19 protein-coding genes are annotated in these 18,527 nt (G+C 69.6%); 16 read left to right on the top strand and 3 right to left on the bottom strand.

Annotation, left to right across the window (positions count from 1 at the left end):
- Nucleotides 1-15: 15 nt before the first annotated feature.
- A complete protein-coding gene (locus AC30CM_RS07360; RefSeq protein WP_490116182.1) occupies nucleotides 16-1,032 on the bottom strand; it encodes a sugar-binding transcriptional regulator in 1,017 nt (338 codons plus the stop codon).
- Nucleotides 1,033-1,203: 171 nt separating this feature from the next.
- Here AC30CM_RS07360 and AC30CM_RS07365 point away from each other — a divergent pair, with 171 nt between their 5' ends.
- The 10 genes from AC30CM_RS07365 to AC30CM_RS07410 all read left to right on the top strand — a co-directional run bounded on the left by AC30CM_RS07365 (nucleotide 1,204) and on the right by AC30CM_RS07410 (nucleotide 9,909).
- Entirely contained in the window at nucleotides 1,204-2,616 is a 1,413-nt protein-coding gene (locus AC30CM_RS07365; protein ID WP_490116183.1) for a mannitol dehydrogenase family protein, read from the top strand.
- Nucleotides 2,613-3,524 carry a carbohydrate kinase family protein gene (locus tag AC30CM_RS07370; RefSeq protein WP_490116184.1) on the top strand — a complete coding sequence of 304 codons (912 nt, stop codon included), beginning with the start codon at nucleotides 2,613-2,615 and terminating at the stop codon, nucleotides 3,522-3,524. Before AC30CM_RS07365 ends, AC30CM_RS07370 begins: the two co-directional genes overlap by 4 nt.
- Nucleotides 3,525-3,562: 38 nt before the next feature.
- Entirely contained in the window at nucleotides 3,563-4,516 is a 954-nt protein-coding gene (gene ku / locus AC30CM_RS07375; protein ID WP_490116185.1) for a non-homologous end joining protein Ku, read from the top strand.
- Between the two features lie 223 nt (nucleotides 4,517-4,739).
- Nucleotides 4,740-5,531, top strand: coding sequence for an SDR family oxidoreductase (locus AC30CM_RS07380; protein ID WP_490116186.1), 792 nt, complete (start codon nucleotides 4,740-4,742; stop codon nucleotides 5,529-5,531).
- A 10-nt stretch (nucleotides 5,532-5,541) separates the two neighbouring features.
- The gene (locus AC30CM_RS07385) at nucleotides 5,542-6,624 is read left to right on the top strand and encodes an NAD(P)H-dependent amine dehydrogenase family protein (protein ID WP_490116187.1); all 1,083 of its coding nucleotides are present in this window, start codon (nucleotides 5,542-5,544) and stop codon (nucleotides 6,622-6,624) included.
- 23 nt (nucleotides 6,625-6,647) lie between these two features.
- Nucleotides 6,648-6,935: a hypothetical protein gene (locus AC30CM_RS07390; RefSeq protein ID WP_490116188.1), complete on the top strand. Its 288-nt coding sequence runs from the start codon at nucleotides 6,648-6,650 to the stop codon at nucleotides 6,933-6,935.
- A gap of 63 nt (nucleotides 6,936-6,998) precedes the next feature.
- On the top strand, nucleotides 6,999-7,241 hold the full coding sequence (locus tag AC30CM_RS07395) for a hypothetical protein (protein WP_490116189.1): 243 nt from the start codon (nucleotides 6,999-7,001) through the stop codon (nucleotides 7,239-7,241).
- A gap of 48 nt (nucleotides 7,242-7,289) precedes the next feature.
- On the top strand, nucleotides 7,290-7,538 hold the full coding sequence (locus AC30CM_RS07400; protein ID WP_490116190.1) for a hypothetical protein: 249 nt from the start codon (nucleotides 7,290-7,292) through the stop codon (nucleotides 7,536-7,538).
- Between the two features lie 94 nt (nucleotides 7,539-7,632).
- Entirely contained in the window at nucleotides 7,633-8,859 is a 1,227-nt protein-coding gene (locus AC30CM_RS07405; protein ID WP_490116191.1) for an Nramp family divalent metal transporter, read from the top strand.
- Between the two features lie 45 nt (nucleotides 8,860-8,904).
- The gene (locus tag AC30CM_RS07410) at nucleotides 8,905-9,909 is read left to right on the top strand and encodes a poly-gamma-glutamate hydrolase family protein (protein ID WP_490116223.1); all 1,005 of its coding nucleotides are present in this window, start codon (nucleotides 8,905-8,907) and stop codon (nucleotides 9,907-9,909) included.
- Here AC30CM_RS07410 and AC30CM_RS07415 read toward each other — a convergent pair.
- Together AC30CM_RS07415 and AC30CM_RS07420 are read right to left on the bottom strand one after the other, a co-directional pair.
- Nucleotides 9,906-11,267, bottom strand: a complete 1,362-nt coding sequence (locus AC30CM_RS07415; protein WP_490116192.1) for an APC family permease — start codon at nucleotides 11,265-11,267, stop codon at nucleotides 9,906-9,908. The two genes, AC30CM_RS07410 and AC30CM_RS07415, sit on opposite strands and share 4 nt — an antisense overlap.
- A gap of 31 nt (nucleotides 11,268-11,298) precedes the next feature.
- Entirely contained in the window at nucleotides 11,299-12,954 is a 1,656-nt protein-coding gene (locus AC30CM_RS07420; RefSeq protein ID WP_490116193.1) for an amidohydrolase, read from the bottom strand.
- Between the two features lie 82 nt (nucleotides 12,955-13,036).
- Here AC30CM_RS07420 and AC30CM_RS07425 point away from each other — a divergent pair, with 82 nt between their 5' ends.
- From AC30CM_RS07425 to AC30CM_RS07450, 6 genes are all read left to right on the top strand, one after another.
- Nucleotides 13,037-14,341: an NAD(P)/FAD-dependent oxidoreductase gene (locus AC30CM_RS07425; protein ID WP_490116194.1), complete on the top strand. Its 1,305-nt coding sequence runs from the start codon at nucleotides 13,037-13,039 to the stop codon at nucleotides 14,339-14,341.
- A complete protein-coding gene (locus tag AC30CM_RS07430) occupies nucleotides 14,338-15,087 on the top strand; it encodes a DUF1365 domain-containing protein (RefSeq protein WP_490116195.1) in 750 nt (249 codons plus the stop codon). The genes AC30CM_RS07425 and AC30CM_RS07430 overlap by 4 nt, the downstream gene beginning before the upstream one ends.
- A complete protein-coding gene (locus tag AC30CM_RS07435; protein ID WP_490116196.1) occupies nucleotides 15,084-16,355 on the top strand; it encodes a class I SAM-dependent methyltransferase in 1,272 nt (423 codons plus the stop codon). Before AC30CM_RS07430 ends, AC30CM_RS07435 begins: the two co-directional genes overlap by 4 nt.
- Before the next feature lie 8 nt (nucleotides 16,356-16,363).
- A complete protein-coding gene (locus AC30CM_RS07440) occupies nucleotides 16,364-17,137 on the top strand; it encodes a DUF1295 domain-containing protein (RefSeq protein ID WP_490116224.1) in 774 nt (257 codons plus the stop codon).
- A 68-nt stretch (nucleotides 17,138-17,205) separates the two neighbouring features.
- Nucleotides 17,206-17,718 (top strand): sigma-70 family RNA polymerase sigma factor, encoded by a 513-nt coding sequence (locus AC30CM_RS07445; RefSeq protein ID WP_490116225.1) that lies wholly within the window; start codon nucleotides 17,206-17,208, stop codon nucleotides 17,716-17,718.
- Nucleotides 17,715-18,479, top strand: a complete 765-nt coding sequence (locus tag AC30CM_RS07450) for an anti-sigma factor (protein ID WP_490116197.1) — start codon at nucleotides 17,715-17,717, stop codon at nucleotides 18,477-18,479. Before AC30CM_RS07445 ends, AC30CM_RS07450 begins: the two co-directional genes overlap by 4 nt.
- Nucleotides 18,480-18,527 lie beyond the last annotated feature (48 nt).

Here is an 18,527-nt window from a genome sequence, read left to right on the forward strand (position 1 = left end):
CTCTTCGTCGAGCCTTCACGGTGTACCACCCTCCCCGGCCCGCTGGGCCTGATTCAACAGCCAACGTGCACAATCGATGTCACATACCAAGAGCCTTGCCAGCCCGCCACGCAACGCGGCGAGCGTCGCCGCGTACTTCTCCGGCCCGCTGCACACCAGAATGGTCTTGGCGCAGGCGCGGACGTCGGCCAGCGGTACCGACACCGCGCGGTCCTCCAGATCCGTGATCACGGGTCTGCCGTCGGCGTCGAAGAAGCGCCCGCCGATCTCGCCGACGGCGCCCGCGGTGATCAGCTCGTCGAGCATCCGGACGTCCAGGAAGCTGCCCTCGAACAGCGTCGTCGACGTCGACACCGAGCCCACGCCGAACAACATGGTGTCGGCGCGCCTGCCGGCTTCCAGCGTCCGCGAGATCACCGAGTCGCTGCGCAGCGACGCCACCGTCGACGCGTCGGCGTACAGCGGCGCGGGCAGCCGCATCGCGTTCGCGCGCAACATGTCCGCGCTGCGACTGAGGATGAACTCCATGCCGGTCTGGTAGGACGCCGTCGACATCGCGCCGTCGAGTTGCACCACCGAGCGGCAACTCGCCACACCCGGCGTCAGCGCCGTCACCGCGGCCACCTGCTCGGGGCCCCAGGTGAAGCCGAGCACGTCGTCGGCGGCGAGCCTGCGCATGAGCAATGCCGCCGACGCCCGCCCCAGATGACTGGTCACGACGGCCTCGGTGAGCCCGTAACGCTCCTCGAGGCGTCGCTCCTCCTCGGCGTGCAGATCGTCCTTGAGCGTGGGCGGCACGACCACCTCGATGCGGACCAGCCCGTTGGCCTTGGCGCGGGCGACGAGCCTGCCTGCGGTGGGGCGGGAGACGCCGAGCTTGACGGCGATCTCGGCCTGGGTGTGGCCGTCCAGGTAGTAGAGCGTCGCCGCACGCAGCGCCAGACGGAGATCGTCCGGCGTGGTCTGAGCGCCTGGAGCCGGCGCCGGTGCTGCCACGATGCGCGTGCCACCTTCCACGTCGAGGGTGAACATCTGCTCAGGGGTGCGAGTAGATGCTCAAGCACGCTAACATCCAAGTGTGATGTACACAACACCCTCGGAATTCAAACCAGCAGACGACCGAGCACGCCGGACCGCGACCGCTCCGGCGGGGCGCGCGGGTAGCGTCGGGACGGTGTCGATCGATTCGGTGGTGACGTCCTCGTGAAACTCAGCAACGCCACACTGGAACAGGTGTCCATTCCCAAGCCGACGTACGACCGCAGCCAGGTCGGCATCGGCATCGTGCACTTCGGCGTCGGCGGCTTCCACCGCGCCCACCAGGCCATGTACGTCGACCAACTCCTCGAACGCGGCGAGGCCACCGACTGGGGCATCTGCGGCGTCGGCGTCCTGCCTGCCGATCGCAAGATGGCCGACGTGATGGCCGCCCAAGACGGGCTGTACACGCTGGTGTTGATGAACCCCGACGGCACCCGCGACGCGCGGGTCATCGGATCGATCGTCGACTATCGTTACGCCCCAGACGATCCCGAGTCGGTCATCGAACTCATCGCCGCGCCGACCACCCGCATCGTCGAGCTGACCATCACCGAGGGCGGCTACTCCATCGCCGACGCGGGCCCCGACGGCGTCTTCGGATTGGTGACGACGGCCCTGGCCCGCCGCAAGGAACGCGGCATCGGCTCCCCCACCATCGTGTCGTGCGACAACATCGAGGGCAACGGCGACGTCGCCCGCCAAGCCTTCACCGAGTACGCCAAGGCCCACCACCCCGGGCTGGCCGAGTGGATGACCGCCAACACCCGCTTCCCCAACTCGATGGTCGACCGCATCACGCCCGTGACGTCCCAAGACGTCATCGACTACGTCGCAACCGATCTCGGCATCTCCGACCAGTGGCCCGTGGCCGCCGAACCCTTCACCGCATGGGTCATCGACGACGACTTCTCCGACGGGCGGCCACCGTACGAGAACGTCGGCGTGCTGATGGTCGAGGACGTCACGCCGTACGAGCTGATGAAGCTGCGCATCCTCAACGCCGGCCACCAAGCCCTCTGCTACTTCGCCTACCTCGCCGGCTACCGACTCGTGGCAGACGCCGCCGGCGACCCCCTGTTCGCGAAGTTCTTGCTGCGGTACATGGACGAGGAGGGCACGCCGACGCTGCAGCCCGTGCCGGGCATCGACCTCCCGGAGTTCAAGCGCACCGCCATCGAGCGCTTCGCCAACCCGAGCGTGCGCGACACCATCGTGCGGCTGTGCTTCGGCTCCTCCGACCGCATCCCGAAGTGGCTGCTGCCCGTCATCCGCGAGAACCTGCGCACCGGCGCCCCCATCGCGATGTCGGCGGCCACCGTCGCCAGCTGGGCGCGCTACGCCGAAGGCGTCGACGAGCAGGGTGAGCCCATCGACGTCCAAGACCAGCTCGCCGACACCCTGGTGCCGCTGGCACGATCGCAGCGCGAACACCCGCTGGCGTTCGTCGAGAACACCGAACTGTTCGGCGACCTGGCCACCGAGCAGCGCTTCGTCGACGCCTACCTGTGGACGCTGGACTCGCTGCACCGCGACGGTGCGCGTGCCACGCTCGAGGCTCTGGTCGAACGGCCATGAGGGCCTTGGTGATCGGCGAGGCGCTCATCGACGTCGTCGAGCGCGACGGCGACGTGCTCGGCGAGCACGTCGGCGGTAGCCCGCTCAACGTCGCCGTGGGCCTGAGCCGCCTGGGCCGCGACGTCGACTTCCTCACCCACGTCGGCACCGACGAACGCGGCAAGCGCATCGTCCGGTACGTCGAATCCGCTGGCGTGCACCTGGTCTCGGGGAGCACCGGAGCACACCGGACGCCCACCGCGCGGGCACGCCTGGACGCCTCGGGTGCGGCCACCTACGACTTCGACCTGGACTGGCAGGTCTCCGGGACCCCGGAGGTGACCCCACCGATCGTCGCCCACACCGGATCCATCGCCGCATTCCTGGCCCCCGGATGCCTGGCCACCGCGGCGCTGCTGGACGCCTACCGCACGTCGGCCACCGTCACCTACGACCCCAACGTGCGCCCGGCGCTCATCGACGACCGGGAACAGGCCATCGCCCGCATCGACCGGATGATCGAGAAGGCCGACGTCGTGAAGGCCAGCGACGAGGACCTGCACTGGATCGACCCCACCCGCTCGGCCGAGCAGATCGCGACGGCGTGGCAGGCCCTCGGGCCCGCGGTCGTCGTCGTCACGATGGGCGCGCGCGGCTCGTTCGCCGTGTGCGCCGCGGGCACGGTGCGCATCGACGCCCCCGCCGTCGACGTCGTCGACACCGTCGGCGCGGGTGACGCCTTCATGGCCGGACTGATCGACGCCCTGTGGGGCCTCGATCTGCTGGGCGGCGAACGACGTGCGCAGCTGCACGCCATCGACGGAGCCGCGCTCGAGACCGCACTGCGCGCGGCGGCCTCGGTGTCGGCGTATGTCGTGGCCCGGGCGGGCGCAGACCTGCCGCGTCGCGCAGATCTGCATGATGCGTAGATCCGCATGATGCGAGGCCCAGTGGGCAATACTGGGGCATGCGGTCCATCTGGAAGGGTTCGGTCTCGTTCGGACTGGTGAACGTGCCGGTCAAGGTCTACAGCGCGACCGAGGACCGGGACATCAAGTTCCACCAGGTCCACGCCAAGGACAACGGCCGCATCCGGTACAGGCGGACCTGCGAGGTCTGCGGCGAGGTGGTCGAGTACCGCGACATCGCGAAGTCCTACGAGGCCGACGACGGCCAGACCGTCATCATCACCGACGAGGACATCGCCACCATGCCCGAGGAGCGCAGCCGGGAGATCGAGGTCTTGGAGTTCGTGCCCGCCGAGCAGATCGATCCGATGCTCTACGACAAGAGTTACTTCCTGGAGCCCGATTCGAAGTCGTCGAAGTCCTACGTGCTGCTGGCCAAGACGCTGGCCGACACCGATCGCATCGCGATCGTGAACTTCACGCTGCGGAGCAAGACGCGGCTGGCGGCGTTGCGCGTCAAGGACTTCAGCAAGCGCGACGTGATGATGATCCACACGCTGCTGTGGCCCGACGAGATTCGCGAGCCGGACTTCCCCGTGCTGGACAAGGAGGTCGACATCAAGCCTGCCGAGCTGAAGATGGCCGGCCAGGTGGTGGAGTCGATGACCGACGACTTCCATCCCGACCAGTTCCACGACACCTACCGCGAAGAGCTGATGGAGCTGATCCAGGCCAAGATCGAAGGCGGCGAGGCGTTCACCTCCGACGAGGCCGAACCCGAGAACCTGGACGAGACCGACGACGTCTCCGACCTGCTTGCCAAGTTGGAGGCCAGCGTGAAGGCCCGCAAGGGTTCCGGGGCCGGTGACACCGACGAGGCCACCGACGAGGACACCGACGAGGCGCCCGCGAAGAAGACCGCGGCGAAGAAGGCGCCGGGCAAGAAGACGGCCGCGAAGAAGACCCCTGCCAAGAAGACCCCCGCGAAGAAGGCGGCGGCGAAGAAGTCGTGACGGTCGGCGTGTGCGCCGACTTCTGCGTGCTGGTTGCGCGTCGCGGCGTTCCCACGACCCTCGTGCAGAACTCGCGGCGTTCGCGCCCACTTCTGCACCACGGCTGCGCTCGCGGCGATCCACCGCCCTCGCGCCCAGCCGAAATAGAACGTGTTCCAGAAAGTGCTCCCACGCGGACGTCGGCCTTGTTAGCGTTGCCGCGGCAACGGAAGCGAGGACACACGTGATTCTGGACAGGTTCAGGCTCGACGGCCAGGTCGCCGTCGTCACCGGTGCGGGCCGCGGACTGGGCGCGGCGATGGCGGTCGCCTTCGCCGAAGCGGGGGCTGACGTGCTCATTGCGGCTCGCACGAAGGATCAGCTCGACGAGGTGGCGGCGCAGATCGAGGCCGTCGGCCGACGCGCACACGTCGTGGCCGCCGACCTCGCCCACCCCGACCAGACGGCCACGCTCGCTGCGACCGCGGTCGAGGCGTTCGGCAAACTAGACATCGTCGTCAACAACGTCGGTGGCACCATGCCGAACACGCTGCTGAACACGTCCACCAAAGACCTGCGCGACGCGTTCACGTTCAACGTCGCCACCGCCCACGCCCTGACGACCGCGGCCGTCCCCCTGATGCTCGAACACTCCGGCGGCGGCAGCATCATCAACATCACCTCGACCATGGGTCGACTCGCGGGCCGCGGCTTCGCCGCCTACGGCACGGCCAAGGGCGCGCTGGCGCACTACACGCGGTTGGCCGCGCTGGATCTCGCGCCGCGCATCCGGGTCAACGCCATCGCACCGGGATCCATCCTCACCTCGGCGCTGGAGATCGTCGCCAGCAACGACGACCTTCGCGATCCGATGGAGCAGGCCACCCCGCTGAAGCGCCTCGGCGATCCGCTCGACATCGCCGCTGCCGCCGTCTATCTCGCCTCGCCCGCGGGCGCCTACCTCACCGGCAAGACCCTCGAGGTCGACGGTGGCCTGACGCGCCCCAACCTCGACATGCCCATCCCCGACCTCTGAGGAGCATCCCGTGACCATCCCCGTCGCCGTCGTCGGCACCGGCAACGTCGGCAAGCACGCCTTGGCACAGGTGATTCGCGACCCCCGCTTCGAGCTGACGGCCGTCGGCGTCTCGTCGGAGTCCAAGGCGGGTCGCGACGCCGGCGAACTCGCGGCCCTGGACACCGTCACCGGTGTCACCGCCACCACCGACCTCGACTCCGTGCTGGCCACCCGTCCGGCCTGCGTGGTGTACACCGCGTTGGCCGACAACCGCCTGATGGAAGCCCTCGAGGACTACCGCCGCCTGCTGGCCGCGGGTGTCAACGTGGTGGGCAGCAGCGCGGTCTTCCTGCAGTACCCATGGCAGACGTTGCCCGACGACATGGTCACACCCTTGGAAGAAGCTGCGCGGCAGGGTAATTCGAGCCTGTTCGTGGGCGGCATCGATCCTGGCTTCGCCAACGACCTGCTTCCGATGGCGTTGGCGGGCACGTGCCAGACGGTCGAGCAGATCCGGTGCATGGAGATCGTCAACTACGACACCTATGACAGCGCACCGGTGATGTTCGACGTCATGGGTTTCGGACGGTCCCTCGACGACCTGCCGATGCTCCTGCAACCGGGTGTGCTGAGCCTGGCGTGGGGCTCGGTGGTCCGCCAGCTCGCCGCCGGGCTGGGCATCGAACTCGACGAGGTCACCGAGACCCACGTCCGCGAGCCCGCGCCCGAGGACTTCGACATCGCCGCCGGACACGTCGAGAAGGGCACCACGGCGGCCATGCGCTTCGAGGTGCGGGGCATGAAGGACGGCAAGGTGGCCGTGGTCCTCGAACACGTCACCCGGCTGCGCAACGACCTGTGCCCGGACTGGCCCCAGCCGGCACAGGAGGGTGGCTCGTACCGCATCGAGGTCACCGGGGAACCGTCCTACGCCCTGGACCTGTGCCTGTCGAGCCGCAACGGCGACCACAACCACGCCGGGCTGGTCGCCACGGCCGCCCGCGTCGTCAACGCCATCCCCGACGTGGTGGCCGCGGCACCGGGCATCCGCACCACCATCGATCTCCCGCTGGTGACGGGGCGCGGGTTGTACGCTGGCGACCGAACGTGACCGCCTAGGACGAGGATTCGCCGATGCGCGCAGGATTGGGCTCCATCTCGGCCGCCCTCGCCGTCGTCGCGCTCGCGGCCATCTCGCTCGCTCCCACGGCGGCCGCCGAGCCGAATCCCACCCTGCCGGGCTGCCAGACCGCCCAGGGAGGCGAATTCACCGGCACCGGCGAGACGGAATGCCAGACGCCCGGCAACGTGCAGATCGACGCCACCGCACCCGACGCCCCGGCCTATCCCTACCCGTGGGACGACGAGTTCTACGGACCCGCCCTGATCATCGCGCCCGGAGCACCCGGCGCGCATCGCTGACCCACCCGTACGGCCCGCCCGTCGGCTGTACGCTACGTGCGAATCCACTGAGAGGATCCCGCGATGAACGCACGTCTGACTGCCGCTGCACTGCTCGCCATGGCCGGCGCCGCCGCCGCCGTGGCCACCGCCCCCCTGTCATCGGCGAACCCCACGCTGCCCCAATGCGTCGACACGGGCGGGTCGGCCGTCATCGGCGGGCAGACCACCGAGTGCTCCACCCCGGGCAACACCCAGATCGACGCCACCCCCGAGCAGCCGGGCTACGGCATGTTCCCGTGGGAAGATGACTTTTGGGTCCTCTGACGACCCCCCTTCCGCGCGTAGACTGACCTCAGCTGATCGGAGCAGGTCATGAGCACGTTTTCGCGGATCGCAGCACCCCTTCTCACGCTCGCGGCCATCGCGGGCGCCACGTGGCTCGCGGCTCCCGCAGCCGCACTGCCCACGTGTACGAACACCGCCCCCAACACCACCATGTGCACCACCAACGGCAGCGCTTCGATCGTGACGTCGCCGCCGGTGACCAATGGCTCGTGGGGCTGGCCCGGCAATCTCGGCGGCTGGGGCATCGGGATCGGCGGCATCGCCATCGGCTTCTGAGACCCGCCCCACCGATCCGACACGCTCGCGCACCCCAGAGATTTCGGCTAACCTAACTTTCCAATTCGTGTAGCCGGATGAAAGTGGGGGCTGGGTGATACCGACGACCGCCGCGCGGCCCCGGACGGCGGTCGCCCTGCTGGGCCCGGCATTCGTCGCCGCGATCGCCTACGTCGACCCCGGCAACGTCGCAGCCAACGTCAGCGCGGGCGCCCAGTACGGCTTCCTGCTGGTGTGGGTCATCCTGGTCGCCAACGTGATGGCCGGTCTGGTGCAGTACCTGTCCGCCAAACTGGGCCTGGTCACCGGCCGCACGCTGCCCGAGTCGGTGGCCGATCGCAGCCGCACCCCGGCCCGCGTCGCCTACTGGCTGCAGGCCGAATTGGTCGCCATGGCAACGGATCTCGCCGAAGTCGTCGGCGGCGCCATCGCACTCTACCTGCTCTTCGACCTGCCCTTGCTCGCCGGCGGCGCCATCACCGGCGTCGTGTCACTGGCACTCCTGGCCGTGCAGAACCACCGCGGCCAGCGCGTCTTCGAGCGCGTCATCACCGGGCTGCTGCTCGTCATCGCCATCGGCTTTCTCACCAGCCTGTTCGTGGCGCCGCCCGCACCGTCCGACGTCGCCGCCGGATTGCTGCCCCGATTCGACGGCGTCGAGAGCATCCTGCTGGCGACGGCCATGCTGGGGGCGACCGTGATGCCGCACGCGGTGTACCTGCACTCCGGGCTGGCCCGCGACCGGCACGGCCAGCCGGATGCCGGGGCGCCACGGCGCCGACTGCTGCGCATCACCCGCTACGACGTGGGCCTGGCGATGCTCGTGGCCGGCGCCGTCAACCTGGCGATGCTGCTGGTGGCGGCCACCAACCTGCAGGGCGTCCAGAACACCGACTCCATCGAGGGCGCCTACGCCGCCGTGCAATCGAGCCTCGGCCACGCCGTCGCGCTGTGCTTCGCCATCGGGTTGCTGGCGTCGGGCCTGGCGTCGACGTCGGTGGGGGCCTACGCGGGCGCGATGATCATGGAGGGGCTGCTGCGGAGGCGCTACCCGCTGCTGCTGCGCCGCCTGGTCACGTTGATCCCGGCGCTGGTGGTCCTCGCGATCGGCGTGGACCCCAGCCGCGCACTGGTGCTCTCGCAGGTGGTGCTGTCCTTCGGCATCCCGTTCGCCCTGATCCCGTTGGTACGGCTGACCAGCGACCGCACGCTGATGGGGGTCGACGTCAACCATCGCCTGACCACCGCGTGTGGCTGGCTGGTAGCCGGTGTGATTAGTGTGCTGAACGTGGTGCTCGTCTACCTCACCGTCGCGCGTTAGGTGCACGCCTACTTCGCCTACGGCTCCAACCTCGACGTCGCGCAGATGGCGCGGCGCTGCCCCGACGCGACCAATCCCCGCCACGCCACCCTGGCCGACCACGACTGGCTGATCAACGAGCGCGGCGTCGCGACCATCGAACCGCTCGACGGCGGCGAGGTGCACGGCGTGCTCTGGCAGATCAGCGGCAGCGATCTGGACGTCCTGGACAGCGCCGAGGGCGTGCCCGTGCGCTACCGCCGGGACCGCATGGTGGTGCACGCGGCCGACGGTGCCCACGACGCGTGGGTCTACGTCGATCCGCGCGTCGAGGCCGGCGCACCACGGCCCGGGTACCTCGAACGCATCATCGCAGGCGCCGCCCACCACGGCCTGCCGCAGCGCTGGCTGGACTTCCTGCACCGCTGGGATCCCCAGCACTGGCCGCGCGGGCTGGCGCCCACCGCCGAACCCGGACCGCAGACGCTGACCGAGTTGCTGCGCGAACCGGGTGTCCACGAGCGCCTCGACCTGCGTTCCCGGTTCGGCTTCATGGCGATCCACGGTGGCGGCCTGGAACGCATGACCGACGTCATCGCCGAACGTGCCGCCACCGCGGCGGGCGCCTCGCTCTACGTCGTGCACCACCCCGCCGACTATCCGTACCACCTCTCGTCGGCCGCCTACCGCGCCGACGAATCCGACCTGCTGGCCGCCTTCCTCGACGGCGTGGACCACGTGGTGTCGCTGCACGGCTACGGGCGCGTCGGACGCAGCACCCAGGTCCTGGCCGGCGGCGGGAACCGTGCCCTGGCCGACCACGTGGCCCAGCATCTCGACGTGCCCGGCCACCACGTGATCACCGATCTCGACGAGATCCCCCGCGAGCTACGCGGGTTGCACCCCGACAACCCGGTCAACCGAACCCGGTGCGGCGGTGTGCAACTCGAATTGTCGCCTCGGGTGCGCGGCATCAGCCCGCGCAGCGGACCCGCCGGCGACGACGGCCTGGCCAAGCCGACGGCGGCCCTGATCAACGGGTTGATCAGCGCCGCCCGCAACTGGTCCTAGCCGGTCTCCTTCAAGTCCAGCACCGGAGTGGGCCGCTGGAAGCCGCGGGTGACCACCAGCAGCCACACGAAGCCGACGGCCAACCAGATCAGGCCGAGCATCAACGCGGTGCCCGAGAGGCTGGTCCACAGCCACGCCGTGAGCAGGAAGCCGATGACCGGGAGCACCAGGTTGTTGACGACGTTCTTCTCGCCCTCGTCGACGAAGTAGTGCTTCACGACGGTCAGGTTGACGGCCGAGAAAGCCACCAGCGCACCGAAACTCACCACGGACGACAGCAGCGCCAGGTCGATCACCACGGCCAGCAGCGAGATCACCGAGATGACCAGGATGGCCCACGTCGGCGTGCTGAACCGCACCGACACGTGACCAAAGATCTTGCGGGGCAGCACACCGTCGCGGCCCATGGCGTACAGGATGCGGGCCACCGACGCCTGCGACGTCAACGCCGAACCCAACGCGCCCGCCACGTAAGCGGCCGTGAAGAACGCCGAGAGGAAGGCTCCACCGGCGGCCTGCATGACGTCCAGAGAGCCCGAGTCCACGTCGGTGAACGTGCTGCCCGGGAACACCAGCTGCGAGACGTAGGACAGCAGGATGAACACCACGCCGCAGATGACGGTGGCCAGCATGATGGCCTTGGGTACGTCGCGGCGCGCGTCCTTGGCCTCTTCGGAAAGCGTTGACACGGCGTCGAACCCGAGGAACGACAGGCACAGGATGGCCGCGCCGGCCAGGACGGGGGCCATGCCCCCGGCCGAACCGTCACCCGCGAACGGGGCCATCACGTCGACGGTGCCGAAACCCGAGATCTTGGCGATCGCCATGACGAAGAACACGGCGATGAACACCACCTGGATGGCGATGATCAGGAGGTTGGCGCGCGCCACCGACACGATGCCGACGATGTTGAGCACCGTCACGATGACGATGGTGACGACGATGATCACCCAGTTGGGAATGGAGGGCACCGCGGCGTTCAGGTAGAGCCCGATCACCATGTAGTTGAGCATCGGCAGGAACAGGTAGTCCAGCAGCAACGACCACCCGGCCAGGAAGCCCACGGGTGCGCCGAACGTCTTCTGCGTGTAGGCGTATGCCGAACCGGCCACCGGGTAGGCCGCGGCCATGCGGGCGTAGGACCGCGCCGTGAAGATCATGGCGGCCAGCGTGACGACGTACGACAGCGGCACCCGGGCGCCGGACTCCACCGTGACGATGCCGTAGGTGGTGAACACGGTGAGCGGCACCATGTAGACCAGCCCGAAGAGCACCAGCGACGGCACGCCGAGCGCCCGCTTCAGGGTCCCCTCGTGCGGATCGGCCGAGATTCCGGCCAACGGCTCCTGTGTTGACATGTGGCTTCCCTTCAGGGTTTTCCCAGCGAGTTCAGGGGGCGGAGTGTGCGAGTGCACCGCGCACGTAGGTGGCCCGGATCGTAATCCCGGGCAGGTCGGCCGCGGAGGCGTTTCGCGGGTCGCGGTCCAACAGCACCAGGTCGGCACTGGCGCCAGGCGCCAACCGGCCCCAGACGCTCTCTGCGAACGCCTGTTTCGCGACGCCCTCGGTGTAGGCCGTCAGAGCGCGATCGATGCCCACGATCTCCTCGGGCGTCCAGCCTCCGGCCGGCTCCCCCTCGGCGGTCTGCCGGGACACCGCGACCGCGATGCCGTCGAGCGGCGCCCCTGAGGACACCGGCCAGTCCGAACCGAAGGACAGTGGGGCCCCGGAGTCGTCGAGGGTGCGCATTCGGTACTGCTTGTCGGAGCGCTCGCGACCCAGCCGGGGAATGGTCAGCACCGTCATCAGCGCATCCTGCTGCGCCCACAGCGGCTGCATGCACGGGATGACGCCCAGGTCGGCGAACCGCTGCAGGTCCACGTCGTCGACCAACTGCACGTGGGCGATCACGGGCCGTCGATCCCGCGGGCCGTTCGTGGTCACGGCGTACTCGATGGCGTCGAGCGCCTGCCGTACGGCGGCGTCCCCAATCGCGTGGATGTGGATTTGGAAGCCCAACTCGTCCACGCGCTGGCACGCCTGCGCCAAGCCATCCCCCTCCCACACCTTCATGCCGACGACATCCCCCGAGTCGCTGCGCTCCTGCCCGCCGTGGCTGTGCAGGCCCGAGCAGTACGGCTGCAGCAACGCCCCGGTCTCGTTCTCCACCACGCCGTCGGCGAAGAACTTGACGGTGTTGGCCGTCAGGAACGGCGACTCCTGGGCGACCACCCGATCGCGCGCGGCGGCATACCCGGCGATCTGCTCCTCGAAGTGCCGGGGATCGGCGTACAGCGCCAGGTTGAACCGCATGCGCAGCGCCCCGCGGCGCGCCGCCTCGCAATAGGTGTCGACGTCGGCGGGCTCGACCCACGCGTCCTGCACCCACGTGACGCCGCGAGCCAGGTAGTAGTCGGCCGCCGTGCCCAGCGCGGCGACGCGCGTGTCCTCGTCACGCGGCGGCATGGCCGCCATGACGAGGTCGACGGCACCCCACTCGCGCAGCGTGCCCAGCACCGAACCGTCCTCGCGGTGCGGGATCTCTCCCATCTGCGGATCCGGCGTCTCGGGCGTGATGCCCGCGCGCTCCAACGCCACCGAGTTGCACCACACCGTGTGGTAGTCCCACGCCCGCAGCACGACGGGACGGTCGTCGACCGCTTCGTCGAGCCAGCGCGCGTCGAACAGGCCGCCCTCGGCCAGGCTGCCGTCGTAGGAGGCGCCGACGATCCACTCCTCGTCCGGGTTGTCCTTGGCGAAGCGGCGGACGGCTTCCACGATCTCGTCGATCGACGTGCAGGGGCGCACCGCGGGCCCGACGAACTCCAGGCCCCCGTACATCGGATGCGCGTGGCCGTCACCGAACGAGGGCATCAGGAAGCCGCCCTCGAGATCCACCCGCTCGACATCGCCCGCCTCGTCCGCCCGCTGGTGCGCGTCGGAACCCACCGCCGTGATCACGCCGTCGTCGACCAGCAGCGCGTCGGTGGTAGGTCGTGAGCCATCGGCCCACACGGTTCCGTTGTGAAAGAGCGTCAATGCCACGGAAAGGGACCGTACACCCGCGTAAGGGATTCGCAATCCGAACTTCACCCATCCGGTCGAACCCCGGCTCCGAATAGTGAACGTGGAGTCATCAAGGGTGCCCGGACGCTCGGTTGCCGTCATCGGCAGCGGAGTGGCGGGGTTGACCGCCGCCTACGTCTTGTCCGGCCGTGACCGGGTCACGCTGTACGAGGCGGACACGCGACTGGGCGGCCATGCACACACCCACGTCGTCGACGACGGCAACGGCGGCGAGGTGGCCGTCGACACCGCGTTCCTGGTGCACAACGACCGCACCTACCCCACCCTGTGCCGCCTCTTCGACGAACTCGGCATCACCACGCGCGACACCGACATGTCGATGTCCGTACGCGACGATGACGCCCGGCTGGAGTACGCGGGCGCCCGCGGGCTCGGCGGGCTGTTCCCCACGCTGGCGTCCGCGACCCGACCGCGCTACCTGCTGATGCTCGCCGAGGTGAAGAAGTTCCACCGGCTCGCCACGGCCCTGCTCGACGACCCGGCGGCCGGCGACGCGGAATCCCTCGGCGGCTTCCTCACCCGGCACCGCTTCTCGACGTTCTTCGTCGAACACTTCGCCAGGCCCCTGGTGGCGGCGGTGTGGTCGTGCGCCCCCGGTGAGGCCACCGGCTACCCCGCCCGCTACCTGTTCGAGTTCCTGCGCCACCACGGCATGCTCACCGTGTTCGGATCGCCCACGTGGCGCACGGTCGCCGGCGGGTCGCGCACCTACGTGGCCGCCGTCGCGGGCCGCCTCCACGAAGTGGTCACCGGCAGCCCCGTCAGCGGGCTGGAGCGCACGCCCGACGGCGTCGTGCTCACCGCAGGCACCGCCGGTCCCCGCCGCTTCGACGCCGCGGTGGTGGCCACGCACCCCGACCAGGCCCTGCGACTGCTCGGCGCGCCCACCGCCGCCGAGCGGCACGTGCTCGGCGCCATCCCCTACTCGGTCAACCATGCGCAACTGCACACCGACGAGGCGATACTGCCCCTGCACGCCCGCGCGCGGGCGTCGTGGAACTACCTGGTGCCGGCAGCCGGAGACGACGGCGGCGTCGTCGTCACCTACGACATCAGCCGCCTGATGCGGCTGAGCGGGCCCCGGCGGTTCCTGGTCACCCTCGGCGGCAGCCACGTCGTGGATCCCCGCCGCGTGCTCGCGGAGATGACCTACGAGCATCCGCTCTACACCGCGGACTCCGTTGCCGCACAACGACTATTGCCCACCCTCGACGACGACCGGATCGTGTTCGCCGGCGCCTACCACGGGTGGGGTTTCCACGAGGACGGCGCCGCGTCGGGCCTGCGCGCGGCCGAACGCCTCGGCGCCACCTGGACCGTCGACGTGTTGGAGGCCGTGTCATGACCGCACCCGCCATCTACCGCACCCGCATCACCCACCTGCGCCGCTCGCCGGTACACCACTACTTCGAGCAGCGCGGCTACAGCTGGTACGTCGACCTGGACCACCTGCCGAACCTGCCCCGCTGGCTGCGTCCGTTCGCGACGTTCGCCGCGGCCGACCACTTCTGCGCGCCGCCCCCGGCCGGTGTCGAGGACACGTTGCGCCACCGCGTCGACGCCTTCCTCGCCGGACACGGCATCGACCTGCGCGGCGGCCGGGTGACGGCTCTGCTGCAGGCTCGCGTGCTCGGGTACGTCTTCAACCCCATCAGCATCTACTGGTGTCACGACGCCGCAGGCACGCTGCGCCACGTGATCGCCGAGGTGCACAACACCTACGGCGGGCGCCACGCCTACCTGCTGCCACCCACCGGGGAGGCCTCGGTGGCCGTGAAGAAGGCGCTCTACGTGTCACCGTTCAACGAGGTCGACGGCTACTACCTGGTGCGGGCGCCGCGACCCGACGACACGCTCGACGTGCGAATCTCGTTGCACCGCGAACAAGTTCCGGCCTTCGTCGCCACGCTGTCGGGCGACCGTCACGGTGCCGGGCTGGCGCAATTGCTCAAACTCCAACTGGTGGCGCCACTGGCGCCGCTGATGGGCGCCATGTGGATTCGCATCCACGGCATCACGCTGTGGGCCCGACGCGTCCCCGTGGTGCCGCGCACGGCACTCGCCCGACCGGAAAGGGTCCCCCAGCCGTGACCATCAACGCCACCGGACGGCACCAGCCGACGGCGCGCCGCTGGCCCGACGTCGAGCGGGTCCCGCGCGGGCCGGTGTCCGCCGCGTACGGCGCCATCGCCGACGGGCTGCTGCGGCGCGCGGCCGCGCGACTTCCGCTGCGACTGCGCTACCCCGACGGCACGATCGTCGGCGCCGCGGACCCGACGTTGCCCACCATGGTGATCCAGCACCCCGACCGGCTCGCCCGTCGCGTCGGCCGCTACGGGCTCATCGGATTCGGCGAGTCCTACATGGCGGGCGAGTGGCACACCTCCGACCTCGCCGGGCTCCTGACGGTGTTCGCCAACTCCGTCGCCGACCTGATTCCGCCTGCGCTGCAACGCCTGCGACCGCTGGCCGTGGTGCGCCACCCCCAGACCATGCGCAACAGCGTGACGCAGGCGCGCGCCAACATCGCCGAACACTACGACCTGTCCAACGACCTGTTCGCCGAGTTCCTCGACGACACCATGACGTACTCGGCGGCACTGTTCGACGGTGGCCAGCCGACCTGGGCGGACCTCCCCGGCGCGCAGCGGCACAAGATCGACACGCTGCTCGACGCCGCCGGCGTGAGCGCGGGCAGCCGCGTGCTCGAAATCGGCACGGGCTGGGGCGAACTGTGCATCCGCGCCGCCTCCCGCGGTGCTCGCGTGCACTCGATCACGCTCTCGGCCGAACAGCAGCGCCTGGCCCAGCGCCGCGTCGCCGACGCAGGCCTCTCCGACCTGGTGACCATCGAACTCAAGGACTACCGCGAGGTCGACGGCTGCTACGACGCCGTGGTGTCGGTCGAGATGATCGAAGCCGTCGGATACCGCTACTGGCCGACGTACTTCCACACGCTCGACCGCCTGGTCGCGCCGTCGGGCCGCGTGGCCATCCAGGCCATCACCATGCCGCACGACCGCATGCTGGCCTCGCGCAACACCTACACGTGGATCCAGAAGTACATCTTCCCCGGCGGACTCATCCCGTCGGTCGAGGCCGTCGTCGGCATCACCGAACGGGAGACCCGGCTGCGGACCGTCGGCATGCTCTCGCTGCGCCCGCACTACGCCGAGACCCTCAGGCTGTGGCGCGAGCGCTTCCGGGAACGCTCGGAAGCCGTCGCGGCCTTGGGGTTCGACGACGTGTTCGCCAGGATGTGGGAGTTGTACCTGGCCTACTCGGAGGCCGGCTTCCGGTCCGGGTACCTCGACGTCTACCAGTGGACGTTCGCACCGTCGGGCACGGTGACACCGTGAACGTCGCCCTGGTGAGCGCCGCGTCGCTGGGCGCGGTGATCGTCGTCTTCGCAGCGACGTTCGTCGTCGGACGCCGGCTGGGGCGGTACAACGTCGTCGACGTCACCTGGGGCATCGGCTTCGTCGTCGTCGCCGCCGTCGCGGCGGCACTCGGCGACGGCGACCTGGGACGGCGCCTCCTGCTGCTGGCGCTGGTGGCGGTGTGGGGCCTGCGGCTGGCGTGGCACCTGGTGGGCAAGACGCGCGGGAAGGGCGAGGACCCGCGCTACGAGCGCATGCTGTCCGGCGACGGTTCGACCTGGACGGTGGTGCGCAAGGTCTTCCTGGTCCAGGCCGCCGCCACCTGGTTCATCTCGTTGCCGCTGCAACTGTCGGCCACGCTGGGCCCGACACCGTCCGCCCTGGTCCCGGTGCTGGTCGCAGGGTGCGCGGTGTGGCTGCTCGGGGTGCTCTTCGAGGCCGTCGGCGACCATCAGCTCAAGACGTTCAAGGCCGATCCCGCCAACAAGGGCCGGATCATGGACCGCGGACTGTGGGCGTGGACCCGCCATCCCAACTACTTCGGCGACGCCTGCGTGTGGTGGGGGCTCTGGCTCGTCGGCATCGCGGGCTGGGTCTCGCTGACCACCGTGCTGTCCCCCGTGGCCATGAGTTACTTCCTGGTCTACGCCACCGGCGCGCGCCTGACCGAGAGGATGATGTCGGGACGCCCCGGTTTCACCGAATACCAATCGCGCACATCGTTTTTCGTGCCCCGTCCGCCCAGAAGGGCCGCATCGTGACAGCAGCGGTGGCATCCTTTAGTACTATCCACGGCGTGACGGCCGACCTCGACGCGCTGCTGCGCCAGATGGCTCAGCGCGACGTCGAGGCGTTCGCCACCTTCTACGACCAGACCCGCGCCCGGGTTTACGGCATGGTGATGCGCGTGCTGCGGGACCCCGGATACTCCGAGGAGACCACCCAGGACGTCTACCTGCAGGTATGGCACAACGCCGCGGCCTACGACCCGAAGGCCGGCACGCCCCTGGCCTGGCTGATGACGCTGGCGCACCGCCGCGCCGTCGACCGCGTCCGCTCCGAACAGGCCGCCTCCCAGCGCGAGTCCCGTTACGGCGCCGCGAGCATCGAGCTGCCGTCCGACGGGGTGTCCGACGCGGTGATCCTCAGCGACGAACGCCGCCAGGTCGCCGCCTGCCTGGACTCACTGACCGACGTCCAGCGTGAGGCCGTCCAGCTCGCGTATTACGAAGGTCTGACCTATGCCGAGGTCGCTGGCAGGTTGTCGGCGAACCTTGCCACCATCAAGTCAAGGATGCGAGATGCCATCCGTGGACTCCGCAATTGCTTGGGGGTGTCGTGACCGAGCCGACACAGGACCTGATGACCCTCGCCACGGCGTACGCGTTGCACGCGGTGACGCCGGACGAGGAACGCGAGATCGAGCGCCAGGTGGCCGAGGCTCCCGAGTTGTTGGCACGCGCCTTCGCCGACGAGGTGCGGGCCGTGCGCGAGACCATGGCCGTGGTGTCGTCGTCGACGGCCGTCGATCCGCCTGCGCACCTGCGTGACCGGTTGTTGGCAGCCGTCGACGAACCGGCGCCCGAGTTCGATGCGGGCCTGCGGGCGGTGCCGGACGAGCCGTTCGACGTCGGCCCGCAGACGCGGTCGGTGCGCTGGCGCACCATGGCGCTGGCGGCGGCCGCGGCGGTGATCATCGGGCTGGGCTCGGCGTTCGTGGGCATCTCGCTGCGGCCCGAGGCCTCCCCCACCAATCCGTCGGTGGCCGAACAGATCTTCGCGGCCCCCGACGTGCGCACGGTGTCGGGACCCATCCCGACGGGCGGCACCGCCACCGTGGTGTTCTCCCGGGAGCGCAACGCAGCCGTGCTGGTGATGAACAACGTGACCCCGCCGTCGCAGGGGTCGGTGTATCAGATGTGGCTGGTCGGCAGCGACGGCCCGCACTCGGCGGGCACCATGGACGCCGGCGCCGTGTCGCCGTCGACCACGGCGGTGCTGCCCGACATCGGATCGTCGAAGGCACTGGCGTTCACCGTCGAGCCGGGCACGGGGTCGACGCAACCCACGACGCCCGCGTTCGCCGAGCTGCCCCTGACCTGACGCACGATTCGTGCACGACACTCCGCGCTGAGCGCGGGTGAATCCGCA

Source organism: Mycobacterium sp. DHQP2018-32-09, assembly GCF_058148405.1.